Genomic DNA, 16,966 nt, shown 5'->3' on the forward strand with positions numbered 1-16,966 from the left:
TTAGTACGCATAGAGTGTTGTAGATGTTGTGAGTTTTTTAAGTTCCGCCGACATTGGAATATTTAGATTAATAGCGTTCGGTGGAATAGGAGACTGGAACCATCGTTGGTACAGTTTCTGAAAATCTTTGCCGGTAATAAGTGTTTTGAGCGTGTTATCGAGAAAATTTTTGAATTCACTGTCATCAAGCGGCAGCAACAAGCCTGCGGGAATCGGTGGGCTTAACGTCTGATCGGAAATTTCAAACTCATCAGGCGTCGGAGACATCGCGATCATACCTTTCAGTATCGCCGTACTTGAAATCAAAGCCGGTAACTCACCGCTTTGAAGTTCCTGGAATGCACCTTTGTTATTGTTATCAAGCTCAATATTTAAATTGAGATCGTTCGTTTTATTGATGGTGTGGATTTGCTCGACATAAATAGTGCCGCTTTTAACCAGGACACTGTGCCCGGCTAAGTCGTCAATGGTATCGGTATGGTTATTTTTGCGAGTAATGAAACGCGTGCTGGAGAAGAAAAATGGGAACGAGAATTCGGCTTTTTGATGACGCAATTCAGAATAAAAAGCAGGGATGCACATGATATCAGTCGCATGATTTTTAATGAGCACGAACTGTGACGCGGTGCTGCTTTTTATCCAGCGAACTTTAAGGTCTTTCAGCTTCAGTTTTACTTTGATTGCATCAACGAGTTTATTGCATATATCAATGGAGTAACCCGCCGGACGCTGCCCCTCAATGTATGAAAAGGGAAATGCATCATCCTGATAACCCAGCGTAATTGTCTTTGTCTCGGCTATCTTATCCAGTGTGTTTTTACTGTGTACGCCATGTGCGTGGCATACCGGACTACTGAGCAAAAATAGTGAGGCAATCAAGCCAGGTAAACAGGCAAATAATGACTTAGCAGACATCGCAGATTTCCCCGTCGATGACTTTATTGCCAAACGTCGGCTCCAGATCTTTCTCAGGTAATGGGCGGCTGTAATAGTAACCCTGTACATTCTGGCAAGAAATTCGGCGCAAAATAGTCCGCTGCTGCTCCGTCTCAACCCCTTCTGCCGTCACGCTCATGCCATATTTCTGGGCAAATTGAATCAGCATCACGACCAGGTACTGGCTCGCACTTTCTTGCTCCAGTTTCATAATCAGGGTACGGGCGATTTTAATGCGGGTGAACGGATAAATAAGCAGGTAATCCAACGCCGCATATCCGGTTCCCAAATCATCCATCGCAATAGAAATACCCATTTCACGAATTTTTCTGAATACCGGCAACGCAATAGACTGATCCAGTTTTTCTGATTCAGTGACTTCAATTTCGAGGCGGTTAGCCGCCAGGCCACTTTGTTTTAACGCATCAACAATAATGTCTATCAGGCCAGGGCCATGTAATTGATAGGCCGAAATATTCACCGCGACTTTGGTGGACTCAGGCCACTTCGCGGCAGCCATACAGGATTGTCGGATAATCCATTCGCCTAAACGAATAATCAGGCCGGATTCTTCCGCAATATTAATGAAGTAATCCGGGAATATCAGGCCCTTAGTAGGATGATTCCAACGGATAAGCGATTCATAACCGCAAACCGTTTCATTTTCCAGATTGATAATAGGCTGGTAGTGCAGCACGAACTCATTATTATCAATGCCGTTAATGATTTCCTGATTCACGAACACACTGTTGGTGTGCTTCATCATCATGCCGTCTTCAAAGAAGTGGTAGCAACCGCGCCCGCTATGTTTTGACGCGTACAATGCCAGGTCCGCATTGATCATCAGCGTCGTGGCGCTGTTGCCCTGAGAAGGGGCGGTGACAATACCCACGCTACAACTGATGGCGAAAGAGTGGCTGCCGTAGGTAAACGGAATGCTCAAGGCGCGGACGATTTTTTGCGACAGTGCTCCAGCTTCCTGGCAATTGTCTTCCCGGACACTCTGCAAAATAGCAAATTCATCGCCGCCTAACCGCGCAGCAAAGTCCATTGGGCCGAGCAATAAGGACAGGCGCTGTGCGACACCGATCAGCACTTCATCGCCCGCCGAGTGGCCGAAGGTGTCGTTGACCGGTTTAAAGTTATCAAGATCGATCAGCAACAAGTTGAAAGGCTGCCCATTTTGATTCATTTCGCGAATGCATTTATCCAGTGCCTGACTAAAAGAAGCGCGGTTCGGGAAGCCGGTCAGCGAATCATGGTGAGCCATGTACTCCATTTTTTGCGACATATCCTGCATTCTTTGCAGGTAATCGCGTTCAACCATCGCAATACGGAGTTTTTCAATCGCTGCTGCTAATCTGCCGATTTCGTCATCCTGATCTAAATAAGGGGTAATAAGGTCGGTTTGCTCGTGGGCAATGCGGGTCAGGGAGTTGATGAGCAACGGTACCGGGCGGAACAGGCGGCGCATAAACAGCGTCACCAGAGCCAGCGTACCTAACAAAATTAGCGCCAGAATGATCAGTGTTTTCTTCAGCATCGCGTCATAGGCGGCATAGAGCTGTTTTTTATTGCCGATGCTGCTGACTAAACTACCCAGAATTTCGCCTGATGGAGTCAGAATAGGCACGGCGCTGATAAAGCAATCCTGGCCGTTAATCGAGGCAAAACCAATGTAGTAATTCCCCAGGACGTCAGTGGCTCTTTGTCCTTTGAAGCTGATTTTTTCTTCTGTTGATTCTGAATTATTGCTGATGCCCTGGAAGTCTTTTTCTGGCGTATAAAGGAAAAGCCACGTCGGGTTACGGGTTTGCACCGCGGCCAGAGCTAATACATCGACAGGGTTATAACCGGTTTGAATCACTGAGTCCGGGTCGCCGATTTTATGCTCCGAAACAATACGCGTGATTTGGCCGGTCGAACTGGTTCCCACCGCGACGTTGGTATAAACATTGCGGACGATGTACGTAATTATTTGCGCATTCGCTTCAGCCTGATGTACCCACTGTTGGTACGAAAAGCTATCAATCAGACCCCAACCCGCACAGGCACCTGCCCCGAAAGCAATAAGGATTCCCGCCAGCAAAAACTGGGTTATTTTCCCGGCGATAGAATGGTGCCAACCTTTTACGCTTTTAAGCGAGAAAAAACTTTTAGCCACAGATTGTCGGTTTCCTAATGAATAAGAATTATTCTTGAATTAATGATTTGAAATTAATGCATTGATATATTTTGTCTGGCTGTTGCTGTTATGTGAGTTTTTATGAAGAGTGTCAGACGTTGCGTCACCAATAACAAACTATTATGTAACATTATTGATGAGGAAATAAATAAAGGCAAAACACGCGGCGGGACTATAGATAACCCGGATAACCAAGTCAATCACAAAAAATAGTGATTAAACGCTAATTGAGTGATTCATTGATTCTCTTTAAGCTTTTCATCAAATAAAGACGTTAGTGACACAGCGACTTTATCTTTCAATTACCATTTTAACGCAATCCCATATAACGAAACTTTAATAGAATTATGATTATAATCAGTTGGTTATGTGTATTTTCAGTGTGTTAGTTAACAGTGTTTTATTATTAATTAATGTCCATTTTTACCTATAAGTAGCAGTTCTTTTTTGAGTGCAAAATGAATACAATTAAAAAGGATTTGAGAATGTCAGCGCGTTTTCTTGTTTGTTAATAATTTAAATCATTAAAAATAACCAATGGCGCTTGTTAATTAATTGTTCGTATTTGTTTTGATTTTAATACGTGCGGGATCTTCTTAATATCGTTGTAAATGTTAATTAATTATAACGTTTGTTCTATTTCATTATGTCTTCTGCAAGATTTTATCCATTAATCAATATACTCACCCTGCTACCTAAATAGCACACTAAGCATAAGCAACGGGTTAAATACTTGGACTCTACAGCCAGCAACAGCACAGCGTATACCAATAAACGGTGGGTTTTCCCGCTGGTTCTCCCGTTCCTGCTTTACTCACTGGCCCAATTGCTCAGCAGCCACCTTATTGTCGATGGACGGGTGCTGGTGGTTTATGACCTGGAACTGGCGGCTATCTCTGCGGTATTGGTGCTGTTTGGTTACAGAGCCGTACCCGGCCTGATGCTTCTCTCTGTATTTTCCCTGCTGTTCCGTACTTCAACCGAAACCTTCGAGCTGCTTGGCTACCTGATTGCCGCATTCATCAGTTACTTCTTCTACGCCCGGTATACAGGCTGGCGCAGTGCATCAAGTTTTGGGCGCATCACGCTCACGACCCAGCGAATTATCTGGCTCTGTCTGTGCAATGCGGTGATCAATACGCTTTCAAGTGAAGTGATTTGCCTGCTGACTACGCCGCATACGGGTTCAGGAATGGTTTGCGATCACATTTTTAACGCGGAAACCCTGGTCAGAATCCAGGGGGTGATGAATGGCTGCATCACGGGCATTCCTCTGTTCTACACCGCGTTAAGGATTATCTGCCGCCCGAAATACGCCGCAGTCTGCCTGAAGTCAGTTTTGGCCCAGCTATCAGAAAACGTCGGTTACACTCGCTTTTCCGCATGGGCGATATCGCTCCTCATCCTGATGGTTTGTCTGAATATTCCCTTCAAAGACAATATCTTCTTCACGTTCTACAGCCTGGTACTGATATTCCCGCTGATGCTGTGGAGCTCGGTGCGCATTGGTTATATTTTCACGGCTCCGGTCTGGACTGTGATGATGATTGTGCTGGCGAAGAATAATGTGAATTACATCGCAGTCAATGACGACTTTATGTTGCATCAGGTGCTGGTCTCGACGGTTATTTTTATCTTCACGCTCACCATCGTGATCATGGGCGTGCTTGCCCGTTTCAACACCCTGCGCATTGAGCAATTGCTGAATATGGGTCTGACGGACCCGATGACCAATATGCCCAATTTGCGGGCATTGAAAGCGGATATTCAGGCTTCTCCAGACTCCACGGTGTGCCTGATTCAGGTGCCGGAAATGGAGCTTTTTTCGCGTCGCTATGGGCTGCACTTTCGCGCCAGATACCAGAAAAAACTGGCCGAGCATCTGCGCCTTAAGCTCAATGTTGATGAGAAAGTCTATTACCACGCGGGCTATGGGCTGCTGCTCAAGCTGGAGCAACCTAGCTGGGGAAGACTGAGCATTCTGTACAAATCGGCGAATACCTTTCGCTATTCTCATAACAATCAGCAGCTCGGGTTTCGCAGTGGTCTGGGATATTGCCGGGCCACGCAGTTCTGTAACGATGTCTACAGCCTGACCGGGAAACTGGGCATTGTTTCCGGGCTTTCGCTGGTCAACGGCAAACCGGAAAACCTAGAGGCGCAGTCCAGCCGTATTCATGAAAACTATATCGTTGGGCGCACTGATATTCGTACCGTATTGCAGAAAACGCTGGATAACGACGCGTTTGTATTAATGGCGCAGCCGATCGTCAGCACCTGTGGCGAGCCGCGCTACCACGAAATTCTGCTGCGTATGTTAGATGAAGAAGGTCGGTTTATTCCGCCGGATCGTTTCTTACCGGTGGCAACCGAAGCGGGGCTTGCGCCTGATATCGACTTATGGGTGATCAGAAATACGCTGAAAACCATGCAGTTGCATCCGGAACACTGTTTTTCTATCAATCTGGCCCCGGTTACTGTGTGTCGCGCCAGTTTCGTTCATCACGTTCAGTTACTGCTGACGGAGTTCGACGTCGATCCGCATCGCATTATCTTTGAAATCACAGAAGCGGATGCGCTGTCAGATACCGAGCAGTCACAAAATACGGTGCGCTCGCTCAAAAGCCTGGGTTGCCGTGTGGCGATTGATGACTTCGGCACAGGCTTTTCGAGCCATGCTCGCCTGATGGATGTCAGCGCCGATATTCTGAAAATAGACGGCTCGTTTATTCGTGAAATTACCGATAACGAAGTCAGTCATTACATTGTTGAGTCATTTTGCCATGTTGCAAAAATGAAAAATATGCAGGTTGTCGCTGAATATGTTGAGAATGAAAAAATTCAACGCTGCCTGGAAAATATGAATGTTGACTGGCTTCAGGGATATCACATTGGTAAGCCAGTGCCGTTGCTGACGTTGATATAACGACACGCATAAATAAATTCATTAATTAAGCATTCATTTCACATTATTTAGATAACTGGATACCCATGCGTAAATTTTTAACAATACAGCGCCCCTCAGATGTGGAAGAAACCAAGGGCAGCGAAAATTTTCTGACATCCTGGCTGCATAAATTACATGTGGGGGTGGCGATGAAGCTAGGGCTGATGCTGGTTGCCTGCATCGCCGTGCTGCTGATTGGCGCATCTTTCCTGTTGTCATCTTATTTAGCTAAACAGCTACAGGATAACGCCCTGGAAGTTTTGCGTTCAAATACGCGTATCTTCCATAACAATATCATTACTGAATATAAACGAGTTACCCGAGACGCTGAACGTTACAGCAACGTTTATATTAATAACTACCAGAATATGTCTCCGGTGCCGCTGCGTTCATTAGGGACTGAAGAGCTAAAAGCCTTATTAAGCGATACACGTATTAATGCGCATTTCACCGAATTAACCAGCGTATTTGCCTCGACCTTTATTCGTGAAGGCGAGCAATTTGTTCGTGTCTCCACCACTCTCCAGGGCAAAGAAGGCAAAATAGCGACATCCACCGTTCTGAGCCATGACAACCCGGCGTTAGCGGGGCTGATTAAAAATAAACCTTATTCAGGTGTGGTGACGATATATGGCAAACAATTCATCAGCCACTACGAACCTATTACCGATAAATTCGGCCAGGTGGTGGGTGCCGTCGCGATTGGATTTGACGTTAAACTGGCGCTGCAGCCGGTGATTAAAGAGCTGTTAGCGGTTCATATTGGCGAAGGCGGCTACGCATACGTGCTGGATGCGGGGTTCAGCCCCGGCATGATGGTGGCGCACCCAACCCTGGCTAACCAGCATGTAGAAAACATTACCGACGCCCATGGCTACAAGCGTTATGCCGATATTATGGCGCTTAAAAATGGCACGGTTTATTACGAAACCGTGAGCGGTTACGGCGCGGCGCCGCGCAAACGTGTTGCGGTATTTGAATATATCGATGGCATTAACTGGATTATTTCCACCACCAGTTATGTCGATGATGTTGCCCGCAGCAGCAATCTGGTGCGTAACAGTCTGCTGATGTTCAGCGTGCTGTTAATGCCGGTGATTTTGATTTTGATTGCCGCCACCAGCCGTATTCTGATTTCACGCCGTTTAAATAAAGTGCTGCGAATTTCGCAATCTATTGCCCAGGGCGACCTGACGGTGAATGTGCAGGTTGATCACAACGATGAGATCGGTGATTTGCTCAGTGCGAACGAAAAGATGCGTCAGTCGTTGCACGCGTTAGTGGGGGGAGTGGTTTCACATGCCCGCCGCGTTCATGAAGCGGCTTTAAATATCACCGAAGCGGTAGATGGCCAGGCCTCGACCAGCGTGGAAACTTCATCTTCAGTGGCAGAAATCACCTCGACGATGGAAGAACTTTCGGCCTCCTCAACGCAAATTGCCGAGCATTCTCGTGCGGTGGTGGATATCGCCAATGTCACGCTTGATGACTGCAACAAAGGCTCTGATTCGATGGGCGAACTGCTCACTCGTATGGCCGACATCGACAGTGACAACCAGCAAAGCATGCGTGAAATCATGATGTTGGGTAACAAGTCCAAAGAGATCAGCCGCGTGATGATTATCATCAATAACGTTGCGGACCAAACCAAACTCATCGCGTTTAACGCAGCCCTTGAAGCGGCAAGTGCGGGTGAATCGGGTAAACGTTTCTCTGTGGTCGCCGCAGAAATCCGTCGCCTGGCGGACTCCGTAACGGAATCGACTTTCGAGATTGAGAACAAAATCAGCGAAATTCAGAACTCGATTAACCGCCTGGTGCTCAACGCCGAGAAAGGCAGTAACAGCATTAAAGCGGGTACTAAAGCCTGCAAAGTCAGCGCCGATCGTCTGCATGATATCGTTGCGACCGCCGAGCAAACTTCTACCGCCGCCATGCAGATTTCACTCTCTACGCAGCAGCAGAAAACGGCAAGCAATCAGGTGGTTATGGCGCTGCGTGAGATCGTGGTGGCCAGTAATTACACCTCGCAATCGATTAAAGACATTCTGTCTATCAGCCAGGATATGACTCAACTTTCCAATGAGCTAAATCAGGCCTCACAGTCTTTCAAACTGACGGATGGCTCTGATGTGCAGGCCTAAAATCCGCGTGCTGATCGTCGATCATGGCGGCTCGTCGCGCAATGATTTGATTCGACAGCTTGAGATTAATAAAAGCATCGAAGTGGTGGGGCAATCCGTTCATCGCGAACAAGCGGCGAGCCTGGTGCAAAAGATGGCTCCGCAGCTTCTGGTGCTGACATTAGGCGCGCCGGGTCGTGAAAACGTCGAAACAGTGGAAACGATTATGGCGACCTGCGCCATTCCGATCATGGTGATGCGTTACTACGCCGATGCGCAGTGGGATGCGGAATTTATCACCCGCGGCGCGTTGGCGGTGGTCTGCAACCCTGGCGAGTCGGTGCAGGCGACGAAAGCGTTACATCGTCAGGTGGAAATGCTGGTGGGAGTGAAGGTGATTCGCCACATTCAGGGGCTACGGCATCATGCAGACGGGGCGGCGAAAACCGCGCCGATCCCTGAAATCGCTCAACCCGAGCACCACGAATGGCCGTTTGTGCTGGCGATTGCCTGTTCCACGGGCGGCCCGCAGGCACTGAGCAAATTGTTACAGGCGCTACCGGGCATTTTCCCATGCCCGATAATTATCGCGCAGCATATTGCCGACGGTTTCGCGACCAGCATGGTGCAATGGCTGGATGGCATCACCGAGCTGCAGGTGCAACTGGCGCAAGTGAATGACGTTTTAACCGCAGGGCGGGTCTACATTCTGCCGCCTGAACAGCATCTGGTGGTGAAAAAAAACCATCGTTTAGCGGCTGTCGCACGCCAGGCCAGCGATGTGTATCACCCAAGCTGCAACCTGCTGCTGGAGTCCGTGGCTGAGGTTTATCGTGAAAAAGCGGTCGGTCTCATTATGACGGGCATGGGCAGTGATGGTTGCCGGGGAATCGAAGCGATTTTCCAGAAGGGCGGTAAAACGCTGGCTCAGGATGAGGTGACGTCGGTGGTGTTTGGTATGAATAAATTCGCCATTGATAAGAACGTGATCCACAAAATTTTACCGCTGGAGCAGCTCGCCGCGACGTTACTGGCGATGGCCCATCCCCGGCATTTTGAAGGGAAACGCTTATGATCCCCAATATTGCAGCCTTTAAAGATCTTATTAAAGACCGTGTCGGCCTGCATTTTTACAACGGCATGGAAGGGTTGCTGAATGCCGCTTTGCATCAGCGTATCTCCGAGCGGGGAAAAGAAAGTAGCGCTGAATATTACGAGAAACTTTGCGTCTCGAGCGTCGAATTCGACAAGCTGTTAAGCCTGCTCACTATCAATGAAACTTACTTTTTCCGCGAGCCGGAAGTGTTGGATATCGTCTGTGAAAAGCTGGTGCCGCGCATGCTTGAGCAGAAGGGCGGCCCGATACGCATTCTGAGTGCAGGCTGTTCATCTGGCGAAGAAGCCTACTCGTTGGCAATAAAGCTCCACCAGAAATATCACGATAAATTTGCCCGAAGCGTGGAAATTCACGGCTGCGATATCGACGTTAAAATTCTGGAGAAAGCCCGCGCGGCGAGTTATTCCAGCTACTCGTTTCGCGGCGTTGACCCGCTATTGCAGCAAACGTATTTCACGCGCCACGGGAATCAATTTCAGTTACACGATGTGATCCGCGAAAAAGTGACGTTCCATCGCTCGAATATTGTCAAAGAACAACTCCAACCCCAATTCGACATTATTTTGCTGCGCAACGTCTCCATTTACTTTGATGTCGAAACGCGGCGACTGCTGCATTTTAATTTGCTGAACATTCTGCAACCCGATGGCGCGCTGTTCTTTGGGAATGCGGAAACGCTCGCCAATAATTTTGGCATCTTAAAACTCAAACAAGAGAGCGGGCATTTCTATTTCTGCCAGCCGAAAACATCGCGCCTCCAGCCTCCGGCGGCAAGCGTTGCACCCAGGATTATCACGCCGGTGATTCCGGCCCAGGCCCCTTTTGTGGCCGCATCGGTTCCCTCTGTGCAGCAGTGCGATAGCTGGATTAAAAAGGCGCTTGCGTGTGTGGCTGACAAACGTTTTATCGAAGCCGAAGAGTGGATTAGCCAGGTGCTCGATAGCGATATTGATAACCAGGAAGCGTTGGTGATTAAAGGCGCGATTGCGCTGGAAAAATGCGAGTTCGAACAAACCGCGCTCAGTGCGCAGCATGTCCTCGAACTTGATGAGTGGTCAGCGGAAGCGAAAATGCTGCTGGGGTTGGCCATGATGTGGCAGCACCACACACAACAGGCGATTGCCTGGTTTAAACAGGTGGTTTATCAACAGCCTGGGTATTGGCCCGCGCATTACTACCTGGCGGAAATGTATCGGCAAAGTGAATTGCATCGCCCGGCGCAGCGAACCTACCGCATCACTCTGCAATTACTCAACGCGGAAATGAACAATACGACGGCCAACGCCAGTTCGTTGCGGCTGCCCTTGTCGTTCCCGAGTAATTCGTTTCGTTTTCTTTGTGAACATCAGTTGGCGCAGTTCACCAGTCAGGATGGGATTTAGAGAACCGTATGGCAATCGATCTTAAAAAATTTGTGCTGCGCTTTATCGATGAAGCAAACGGCCATTTGCAGACCGTGAAAGAAGGGGCGTTTTCGCTCTCATCGGGTGAAAACGTTGATGCACAAATCGGTGAGATGTTCCGTGCAGCCCATACCCTGAAAGGGGGCGCGCGTATGCTGAAACTGCAAAGCATCGCCGATGTTACCCATCAGCTTGAAGAGATCTTAAGCGAGCTGCGCGATAAGAAACTCGAACCCGACCAAAACCTCGGCACGCTGATTTTGCAGGCTACGGATGACATCTCCAGGCAACTCGACCAGTTGACCGCCAGCGAAGGCACTAACAACTTGCCCCCGGCAGACGCACAATTATGCGAGCGTCTGGCGCGTGCCAGCCGTGGCGAAATGGGCGACGAACCGGTGCAGGTAAAAGTCGTACCGGCGGAAAAACCCATTGTGGCGCTCGATATCGCAGAAAGCGGACTCAAACAAGCCGGTTCGGTGCGCGTCAAACTCGAAAAGCTCGATGACCTGATTAATATTCTCGGCGAAGTGGTTGCCAGCCATGACCGCCTGGAGCAGCAGGTTCAAAGCCTGTCGAACATTGGGCCGCGCCTGGCCCATATGGATGCTGACCAACTCCGCCAGGAAATCCTGCAATTTAGCCGCCAGCTAAAAGAAGATTTCCAGGTTCAGCATCTCCAGATGTACGAACTGTATGACGTCGCCACCACGATTCGCATGCTTCCGGTTTCCATGCTGTTCGAGCCTGTTTCACAGCAGGTGCGTGAACTTGCGGCTTCGCTCAATAAGCAGGTGGACTGCCGGATTCTGGGCGGCGAAGTGGAAATTGACCGGCAGTTAATCGACCGACTTTCTGAGCCGTTAACGCATCTGCTGCGCAACGCAGTCGATCACGGGCTTTGCGAAGCGCCAGAGCGACTGGCTGCCGGGAAATCGGCGCGCGGCACTATCACATTGACCACACAGCAAGACGGACGCGGCATTTTGTTGCGCGTCGAAGATGACGGTCGCGGCCTGGATTACCCGGCGATTCGTGCCAAGGCGGTTGCTCGCGGCCTGGTGAGCGCCGATGTGGTTGACCAGCTTTCAGAGCTGGAATGTAACGAGCTGATTTTCCACCCCGGTTTTTCGACCAGCAAAATTGTCACGGAGCTTTCGGGACGCGGCGTAGGGCTGGATATCGTTCGCAAAACTATTGTCACCGATTTGCAAGGCACGCTTCAGGTTCACAGCCGCCCAGGCCAGGGCACCACCTTTGTTATCAGGCTGCCGATTTCACTGGCGATGATGCGTATTTTGCAGTTTGAGCAGCAAAACCACCTGTTTGGTCTTGCGGCGCAATATGTGGTCGAAGTGGTGAAATGTTCTCGCGAAGAGATTCGCGATATTGCTGACCGTCCGGCCATCATTCTGCATAACGAGTTTATTCCGGTGATTTCCGCCGCCGAGATACTGCGTATTAATGACCGACACGGCAGCCAGACCCCTACGCCCGTGGCGACCAGTTTGCTGCTGATCATTATTCAGAATCAGTTCGGCAAGATGGCGATGCTGGTGGATAACCTGCTCGACGAACGCAACATGATGATAAAACCCCTGCCGAAACATATGCAGCACCAGGCTCTGGTCTCCGGCATGGTGCTCACCGCGGATAACCAACTGGTGAGCGTTTTGCAGGTACCGGTGCTGATGGAAATGGCGCAAAAGCAGGGGCAGCCACGAACGGCCGCGCATAAGCCGGAGGTTCGACAAAACTCCTGGCATGTGTTGATCGTTGATGATTCCCTGAACACCCGTGAAATTGAGAAAAACGTGCTGGAAGCGCACGGTTATCAAGTCACGCTCGCTGAAGATGGATTCTCAGGTTTACAAAAAGCGCGCTTAACGCAATTTGACGCCGTTCTGACGGATGTCGAAATGCCAGTAATGGATGGATTCTCACTGACTAAAGCACTTCGCGCTGAAGAAAATTATCAACATATTCCGATAATTATCGTCACCTCCAGGGCAAAAGAAGAAGACCGCCGCCGGGGCATTCAGGTCGGCGCGGATGCTTACATCGCCAAGGGTGATTTTGAGCAAGATAGTCTTATAGAAACATTAAAGATGCTGTTGTGCTGACGGCGCTAAGTGAGAAAAAAATGCGTGTTTTATTAGTAGATGACGATTTGTTTTCGGCTGAGTTGGCTTCGGTATTTCTGGAAATGAGCGGTTATGAAGTGATTATTGCCGAAAGTGCGATGACGGCATTAGCCCATCTGGACTCAGACAGCGAAATCGGTCTGGTCATTAGCGACTTCCATATGCCGGACATTACCGGCCTGGACTTGTTAGAGATGCTGCGTGCCAACGGCTGGAAAAAACCGTTTATTTTACTCAGCGCCAGCGAGATGACCGACATTACTATCATCCCTGATTGCTGGGTGAAGAAAGACGAGAATATGGCAGAAAGATTAGTGGCCGTAGTGAATGAAATCCTCAACCCAGACGTAGCTGCTCAATAAATTAAAAAATCATGATGAATCAACAATTGACGCAAAATACGATGAACACCGCGCAGGATAAAATCGCTCGTCTACGCCAGCGATTTTTGCAGCGCATTCCCGAAATGCTGAAACAAGCGGACGCTCTGCTGGCGAAGTTGACGGCTGCACCTTTGGATGCGGACAATAAACAATTACACCTTTTACTGCACAGCATCCACGGCACCAGCGCTTCGTTTGGCTTCACCAAAATAGCCAGTCTGGCGGCGGAAGGTGAGCATATGTTGGTGAGCAATACGCTTCCCGACTCGCTTTATCAGAAGCTAAAAGAGTTAGTTCAGCAGCTCTATGCCTTAACCGAAGAGCAGGCGGAAAGCGCGCGGCGCGGCGGGGATTCACTCGTGAAATTCCCGATAGCCGCTTCAAGCCAGGAAGAAGTGGCGATTAATCGCACCATTAAGCCGGTTTACCTGTGTGATGATGAAAGCGAGCAGGCCGAGCTGCTGGCGACGCAACTGCGCTGCTTTGGCTTTATTTGTTATGTGTTTACCAATACCGCTGATTTCACCAAGGCCGTTATCTCGCAGCCGCCTTCTGTGGTGATTATGGATGTGAGTTTCCCGGAACACGCCTACGGCGGCCCGCTGGCGATGTCTGATTTGAAAAAGAAAGTCGGCACACCGTTCCCGGTGCTTTATCTTTCCTGCCACAGCCATTTCCATGCCCGTATTAATGCCATTAAAGCCGGGTGCGACGGCTATTATGTTAAGCCCGCTTCCACCACCGACTTAGTCCAGGAACTGCATCGATTAACGCAGCCTTCGCTGAAAAAACCGTATCAGGTTTTGTTGATTGATGACGAGCCGGAAGTCGCGCAATACAACGCTGAAATGCTGCGCATGGCAGGCATGGAAGTGCATGTTCTGACACAAGTTCCTCATTTGCTGAACGTGCTGAACACCCATCCGATTGATATCGTGCTGATGGATTTCCACATGCCGGATTACAGCGGCGAAGAGTTGACGAAACTTATCCGTCAAATCCCGCAGCATATCGGTTTGCCGATTGCGTATTTGTCGAGCGAAACCAATAAAACGACTCAGTTCGGGGCGATGAGCACCGGCGCTGAAGATTTTATAATCAAGCAGGCCGACCCGCAGGAGCTGATTAATGCGGTGTCGATTCGTGCGGAAAGAATGCGTACCCTGCGGGCGCGTATGTCGCAGGACAGCCTGACCGGGTTGTATAACCACTCGACCACCACGCACTATCTGGAAAGCGCCATTACCGAGTCCAACTACAGCGGTATTCCCTTTAGCCTGGTGATGGTCGATTTGGATCACTTCAAAAATATCAATGACACCTACGGCCACGTGGCGGGCGATCAGGTAATTTTGGGGATTTCGCAGCTGTTTTCTCATCGCTTACGCAGCACCGATATTGTCGGGCGTTACGGCGGGGAAGAGTTCGCGATAATTATGCCTGCGACCACCAAAGAACAAGCGGCGGCAGTTGTTGAAAGACTGCGTCAGGGCTTTGAAAAAATTCACTTCTCGGTGAACCAGACCCGCTTTAGCAATACCTTCAGCGCAGGCATTGCCTCCTGGCAGCCGGGCGACAAAATCGAAAGTATCCGTGAGCGTGCCGACCAGGCTCTGTATAGCGCGAAGCAGCATGGCCGCAATCGCTATTGCCTCGCCGATGATAAGGACGTCGCATGAGCGAGCAACTGGAACATATTTTAAGTCACTATCAAGACGAAAACCGCGAAATCACCAACGTTGATGAACCGCAATGCAGCCTGGTGTTATTCAAACTGGCGGAGAAGAAATTCGCGTTTTACGGCTCGCAAATCAAAGAGATTATGGCTGAACGCCCGGTTTCCTGGGTGCCGGGTTGCCCGCCTTCTCTGGAAGGGGTGATTAATTACCGGGGGCGCGTTGAATCTGTGATTAATATTAATCAGCTGCTCGACACGCCTGCGACGGAGGCGGGTAAACGCACCATTCTGATTGGCCGTGGCCAGAAAATGCAAAGCGGTATTCTGGTCGATAAGTTAATTGATGTGCTGGAGGTTGCCGAGAGCCAGATTCACCCGGCAGCGGACAACTTATCGGCCACTATGCAGAAAATCGTGGTCGGCATTGTGCCTGTCGGTTCCGAATATTTTGCGTTACTGGATCTGGATTTAGTCTTCGCACGTTACCTGGAAACCAGCGGCTATGACTCAAGGGCTTAGTCTTGCGGCGGTGCGCATCACGCTGGGAAACCAGCGCTTCTATATTCCTGCCACTCAGGTGCAGCGCTGTTCATTGGTTGTTTATGAAGCCGAAGATATTCCGCGCTTAAGCCAATGGTTAGGGTTGCCTGACGAACCTGAACAAGGGATGCATCTGCATCTGATTGTTCCAGCAAGTAATGTGGAGCAGGGGTGGTATTTGTGGGGGAAACTGGAGAATGTGTTATTGCCGCACAGTGATATTTCCCCGTTGCCGGAATTATTAAAACAGTGCTGCCAGCTTCCGGCTTTGCGGGCTTTGGTGCGCGATGAGGGGATCAGTCCACTATTAAGCTGGAAAATCTAGCCACGAAATTATCAGTTATCTCTCAATCCTGCCCGTAGCCTCAAATGCCATAAATGGCAGCGGAACTCACCTCCAAAATATGTTAAAAGTGCACATCTAAGACCGCCTCCCCGAGTTAACGAAAAAGGGTTATCTGCTTTATGTCTGACAATCTTATCGAGCGCATTTCCACCGCGTTAGAATCTGAATACACGCTTGAAGGACTTGTCCGACAGTTGCTTGAGATGCTCGAATTGGTGACCAATATGGAGTCCACTTACCTGACCCGTATTGAGCCGGACAGCAGTTTTCAGCACATTCTGTTTGCCCGAAATACCCGCCAGATGCAGATTCCTGAAGGTCTTTCAGTGCCGTGGGGCGATACGCTTTGCAAGCGTGCACTGGATGAAGGCAAGCGTTACACCAGCGATGTGGCAAAAGTCTGGGGGGATTCGCAGGCGGCGAAAGCATTGGGGATCACGACGTATGTCAGCACCCCGGTGACGCTCGCAGATGGATCTTTATATGGCACGCTGTGCGCGGCCAGTTCTGAGCATCGCATTTTGACAGACCGCAGCGAGCAAGTGCTGCAACTCTTTGCGCAACTGATTGCTCAACAGATTCAGAATGAACAGCTTTTGCAGCAGTTACAGCAGGCCAATGCCGCGCTCACGACCGCCAGTTACACGGATGAGCTGACCGGTTTACCCAACCGCCGCGCGGTGTTTGAACAGTTACCCAAACTCTTTTCACAGGCCCGCGACGACGCCCGATTTGTGCTGCTGGCGTTTGCTGATCTGGATGATTTTAAAGAGATTAATGATATCCACGGCCATGAAGCAGGGGACGACTTCTTGTGTGAAATAGGCCAGCGTTTGCAAAAGGGAACGCGCCCTGACGAGATCATCGGACGCGTCGGCGGCGATGAATTTATCGTGGCGGGATTTGGGCCGTCAAATACTGACGAAGCACAACATGCTGCGCAGGCATTCAAAATTCGCCTCTCGAACTTGCTGACCGGCGAGTTTCAGCTACATTCCAGTGTGATTAATTATGCAGGCCCGAGTATCGGTGTCGTCGCGGTCAATCCGGCTGAGATTGACCACGATACGGCTTTGCGTGAAGCCGATACGGCGATGTATGTCGAAAAGGCGCATCGTCGGGCCTTTTAAACATTCCTGGTTAGCAGTCAAACGTTGCGGAGAA

General features: G+C 49.6%; 12 protein-coding genes. 10 read left to right on the forward strand and 2 right to left on the reverse strand.

Features of this window, described 5'->3' with window-relative positions; genetic code table 11:
- A complete protein-coding gene (locus DY231_RS04275; protein WP_115627400.1) occupies positions 1 to 915 on the reverse strand; it encodes a transporter substrate-binding domain-containing protein in 915 nt (304 codons plus the stop codon).
- Positions 905 to 3,100 carry a putative bifunctional diguanylate cyclase/phosphodiesterase gene (locus DY231_RS04280; RefSeq protein WP_115627401.1) on the reverse strand — a complete coding sequence of 732 codons (2,196 nt, stop codon included), beginning with the start codon at positions 3,098 to 3,100 and terminating at the stop codon, positions 905 to 907. The genes DY231_RS04275 and DY231_RS04280 overlap by 11 nt, the downstream gene beginning before the upstream one ends.
- 754 nt (positions 3,101 to 3,854) lie before the next feature.
- On the opposite strand from DY231_RS04280, the gene DY231_RS04285 reads away from it, so the two are divergent.
- The 10 genes from DY231_RS04285 to DY231_RS04330 all read left to right on the forward strand — a co-directional run bounded on the left by DY231_RS04285 (position 3,855) and on the right by DY231_RS04330 (position 16,932).
- The gene (locus DY231_RS04285) at positions 3,855 to 6,047 is read left to right on the forward strand and encodes a sensor domain-containing phosphodiesterase (protein ID WP_115627402.1); all 2,193 of its coding nucleotides are present in this window, start codon (positions 3,855 to 3,857) and stop codon (positions 6,045 to 6,047) included.
- A gap of 65 nt (positions 6,048 to 6,112) precedes the next feature.
- Positions 6,113 to 8,212, forward strand: coding sequence for a methyl-accepting chemotaxis protein (locus DY231_RS04290; RefSeq protein ID WP_034498138.1), 2,100 nt, complete (start codon positions 6,113 to 6,115; stop codon positions 8,210 to 8,212).
- Positions 8,199 to 9,266: a chemotaxis protein CheB gene (locus DY231_RS04295; RefSeq protein ID WP_115627403.1), complete on the forward strand. Its 1,068-nt coding sequence runs from the start codon at positions 8,199 to 8,201 to the stop codon at positions 9,264 to 9,266. Before DY231_RS04290 ends, DY231_RS04295 begins: the two co-directional genes overlap by 14 nt.
- Positions 9,263 to 10,690, forward strand: a complete 1,428-nt coding sequence (locus DY231_RS04300; RefSeq protein ID WP_115627404.1) for a CheR family methyltransferase — start codon at positions 9,263 to 9,265, stop codon at positions 10,688 to 10,690. The genes DY231_RS04295 and DY231_RS04300 overlap by 4 nt, the downstream gene beginning before the upstream one ends.
- An 8-nt stretch (positions 10,691 to 10,698) precedes the next feature.
- Positions 10,699 to 12,834 (forward strand): hybrid sensor histidine kinase/response regulator, encoded by a 2,136-nt coding sequence (locus tag DY231_RS04305; RefSeq protein ID WP_115627405.1) that lies wholly within the window; start codon positions 10,699 to 10,701, stop codon positions 12,832 to 12,834.
- Between the two features lie 20 nt (positions 12,835 to 12,854).
- The gene (locus DY231_RS04310) at positions 12,855 to 13,217 is read left to right on the forward strand and encodes a response regulator (protein ID WP_115631762.1); all 363 of its coding nucleotides are present in this window, start codon (positions 12,855 to 12,857) and stop codon (positions 13,215 to 13,217) included.
- Positions 13,218 to 13,228: 11 nt separating this feature from the next.
- Positions 13,229 to 14,917: a diguanylate cyclase gene (locus tag DY231_RS04315; protein WP_256682637.1), complete on the forward strand. Its 1,689-nt coding sequence runs from the start codon at positions 13,229 to 13,231 to the stop codon at positions 14,915 to 14,917.
- A complete protein-coding gene (locus DY231_RS04320) occupies positions 14,914 to 15,435 on the forward strand; it encodes a chemotaxis protein CheW (RefSeq protein ID WP_115627406.1) in 522 nt (173 codons plus the stop codon). Before DY231_RS04315 ends, DY231_RS04320 begins: the two co-directional genes overlap by 4 nt.
- Positions 15,419 to 15,781 (forward strand): hypothetical protein, encoded by a 363-nt coding sequence (locus DY231_RS04325; protein WP_115627407.1) that lies wholly within the window; start codon positions 15,419 to 15,421, stop codon positions 15,779 to 15,781. Before DY231_RS04320 ends, DY231_RS04325 begins: the two co-directional genes overlap by 17 nt.
- A gap of 140 nt (positions 15,782 to 15,921) precedes the next feature.
- Positions 15,922 to 16,932, forward strand: coding sequence for a sensor domain-containing diguanylate cyclase (locus DY231_RS04330; protein ID WP_115627408.1), 1,011 nt, complete (start codon positions 15,922 to 15,924; stop codon positions 16,930 to 16,932).
- Positions 16,933 to 16,966 lie beyond the last annotated feature (34 nt).

Source organism: Buttiauxella agrestis (genome assembly GCF_900446255.1).
Classification (GTDB): domain Bacteria; phylum Pseudomonadota; class Gammaproteobacteria; order Enterobacterales; family Enterobacteriaceae; genus Buttiauxella; species Buttiauxella agrestis.

Bases quoted from the DNA above. Each gene is read 5' to 3' on its own strand.
- DY231_RS04275 (WP_115627400.1), bottom strand. From the start codon at position 915: ATGTCTGCTAAGTCATTATTTGCCTGTTTACCTGGCTTGATTGCCTCA.
- DY231_RS04290 (WP_034498138.1), top strand. From the start codon at position 6,113: ATGCGTAAATTTTTAACAATACAGCGCCCCTCAGATGTGGAAGAAACC.
- DY231_RS04295 (WP_115627403.1), top strand. From the start codon at position 8,199: ATGTGCAGGCCTAAAATCCGCGTGCTGATCGTCGATCATGGCGGCTCG.
- DY231_RS04300 (WP_115627404.1), top strand. From the start codon at position 9,263: ATGATCCCCAATATTGCAGCCTTTAAAGATCTTATTAAAGACCGTGTC.
- DY231_RS04305 (WP_115627405.1), top strand. From the start codon at position 10,699: ATGGCAATCGATCTTAAAAAATTTGTGCTGCGCTTTATCGATGAAGCA.
- DY231_RS04310 (WP_115631762.1), top strand. From the start codon at position 12,855: ATGCGTGTTTTATTAGTAGATGACGATTTGTTTTCGGCTGAGTTGGCT.
- DY231_RS04315 (WP_256682637.1), top strand. From the start codon at position 13,229: ATGATGAATCAACAATTGACGCAAAATACGATGAACACCGCGCAGGAT.
- DY231_RS04320 (WP_115627406.1), top strand. From the start codon at position 14,914: ATGAGCGAGCAACTGGAACATATTTTAAGTCACTATCAAGACGAAAAC.
- DY231_RS04325 (WP_115627407.1), top strand. From the start codon at position 15,419: ATGACTCAAGGGCTTAGTCTTGCGGCGGTGCGCATCACGCTGGGAAAC.
- DY231_RS04330 (WP_115627408.1), top strand. From the start codon at position 15,922: ATGTCTGACAATCTTATCGAGCGCATTTCCACCGCGTTAGAATCTGAA.